The 2,042-nt window shown below is 70.1% G+C and carries 3 protein-coding genes and 1 pseudogene; all 4 read left to right on the top strand.

The window, feature by feature from the left end; genetic code table 11:
* The coding region (locus B2284_RS02365; RefSeq protein ID WP_286697129.1) for a CDP-alcohol phosphatidyltransferase family protein at positions 1-420 on the top strand (420 nt) is incomplete at its 5' end.
* Entirely contained in the window at positions 417-1,310 is an 894-nt protein-coding gene (locus B2284_RS02360) for a DUF881 domain-containing protein (protein WP_286697128.1), read from the top strand. The genes B2284_RS02365 and B2284_RS02360, both read left to right, overlap by 4 nt.
* A gap of 24 nt (positions 1,311-1,334) precedes the next feature.
* The gene (locus tag B2284_RS02355; RefSeq protein WP_006943348.1) at positions 1,335-1,667 is read left to right on the top strand and encodes a small basic family protein; all 333 of its coding nucleotides are present in this window, start codon (positions 1,335-1,337) and stop codon (positions 1,665-1,667) included.
* Positions 1,664-2,042: pseudogene (locus tag B2284_RS02350) on the top strand (hypothetical protein); the annotation flags it as partial. The gene B2284_RS02355 and the pseudogene B2284_RS02350, both read left to right, overlap by 4 nt.

The following is a 2,042-nucleotide window of genomic DNA, read 5'->3' as shown; positions in this document are numbered from 1 at the left end:
GCCCGCAGGTTCCACATGGAATCACGTCTCGGCGCGCTGCTCGACCCTGCGGCCGACCGGCTCTACATCGCCGCGACGATCGTCTGCCTCGCGATCCGCGGCATCCTGCCGCTGTGGGTCGTGCTCGCCCTCGTGGCGCGCGAGCTGTTCATCCTCGCTCTCGCGCCGATGGTGCGCCGTCACCGGCTGCCGTTGCCGCCCGTGCACTTCATCGGCAAGGCCGCGACGTTCAACCTCCTCTACGCCTTCCCGCTGCTCGTCGTCGCACAGTTCGACGGCACCGTCGGGGATGTCGCCGCTCCCATCGCTTGGGCGTTCGTCATCTGGGGCGTGACGCTGTACTGGCTCGCCGGGCTGCTCTACGCCGTGCAGGTGAGGGAGATGGTCAACGCCGTTCGAGCCCCGCAGGCCGCACGGTGACGCGCCTGCACTGGCGCCGCCACGAACGTCCGGGCGCCGCGCCGCGCGAGGTCGAGGTGCGTGACCCCGCGGCGAGCATGGCGCTCATCTTCGATGCGATGCGTCACCCCATCGACCCCTCGTACGCCGACTCGGCGGCGCGCCGCGAGGCTCAGGGCGCGCCTGCGCGCAGCTGGCGACGCTCACCGCTGCTCATCATCTCCCTGCTGCTCATCGGCCTCATGGTCGGCGCCGCCGCGCACGCGCTGCGCGTGCCCCGCGCCGTCGCGCAGGATCGGCACGCACAGCTCGTCGACCAGATCGAGACGAAGCAGAGCGACAACGACGACGCCTCCGCCGAGCTCACGCGCCTGCGCGACGACGTCGCGTCGGCGCAGAAGGGCGCTCTCGATCGTCAGTTGCAGGCGGGGCTGAAGAAGACGCTCGACGACGCGACGCGGACGGCGGGCCTCGCCGAGGTTCGCGGCCCGGGCGTCGTCATGACGGTGTCGAACCCCGACACCAAGGGCGCCGACTCGGCTGACAGCGATCCACGCACCGTGAACGCCGCGGACGCGGTCACCTCGACCGACCTGCAGCAGCTCGTCAACGGGTGGTGGCAGGCCGGCGCCACCGGTATCGCCATCAACGGCCAGCGCGTCACGTCGATGACGGCGATCCGGTTCGCGGGCTCGGCCGTCCTCGTCAACTTCCGTCCGCTCGCGCCGCCGTACGAGATCAGCGTCATGGGACCAGACGACATGCAGAAGACCTTCACCGGCTCGTTCGCCGACCAGTACGCCGCGAGTCTGCGCAAGTCCGGTTTCGGCGTGACGAGCAACGCCTCGAACGACGTCGACCTGCCCGCCCTCGACAGCGTGCACGTCACGCACGCCCGCATCGTTCCCTGACGCACCACCCCCGAGGAGAACACGTTGTTACCTGCCATCGGACTCGCAGTCGGCCTCGCCCTCGGGCTGTGGCTGCACCCCGACGTCCCCGTGTGGATGCAGCCGTACCTGCCGATCGCCGTCATCGCCGCGCTCGATGCGCTGTTCGGTGGTCTGCGCGCGGCGCTCGACGGCATCTTCGACGACAAGGTCTTCGTCGTGTCGTTCCTGTCGAACGTCGTCGTCGCAGCGTTCATCGTCTTCCTCGGCGACCAGCTCGGCGTCGGCAGTCAGCTGTCGACGGGTGTCGTCGTCGTTCTCGGCTTGCGCATCTTCACGAACGTCGCCTCAATCCGTCGTCACATCTTCAAGGCATGAGCGCCTCCGGCATGCGCACACCTGCTGACGAGCCCGCGACCCCGCGTGAGACGACGCCCGAGGGGCAGCTCGACGCTCAGGCCCCGCACGGGTCCGAGCCTCGGCCCGAGAACCCCTCGGGCGAGAACTCCTCAGACGCGGGCTCGCCTCCCCAGGCGCACCACCGTCCGTGGAAGCGGTTCGCGTTCGGCGGCCCCGGCACCGGCGTCGGGACGCTCGCGGCGTCCGTGCTCGCGCTCGGGCTGGGCTTCGCCGTCATGACGCAGGTGCGTCAGCACGAGAAGTCCGGCCTGGACAACCTGTCGCAGTCCGACCTCGTGGCGCTGCTGTCGACCGTGCAGGATCAGTCGGCGCGCCTCGAGACGGAGCTGGGCG

The organism is Dermacoccus sp. UBA1591, assembly GCF_002322065.1.
Classification (GTDB): Bacteria; Actinomycetota; Actinomycetes; order Actinomycetales; family Dermatophilaceae; genus Dermacoccus; species Dermacoccus nishinomiyaensis.
The sequence above is the reverse complement of the archived record's forward strand: the minus strand, read 5'-3'. Positions and strand labels throughout refer to the sequence as shown.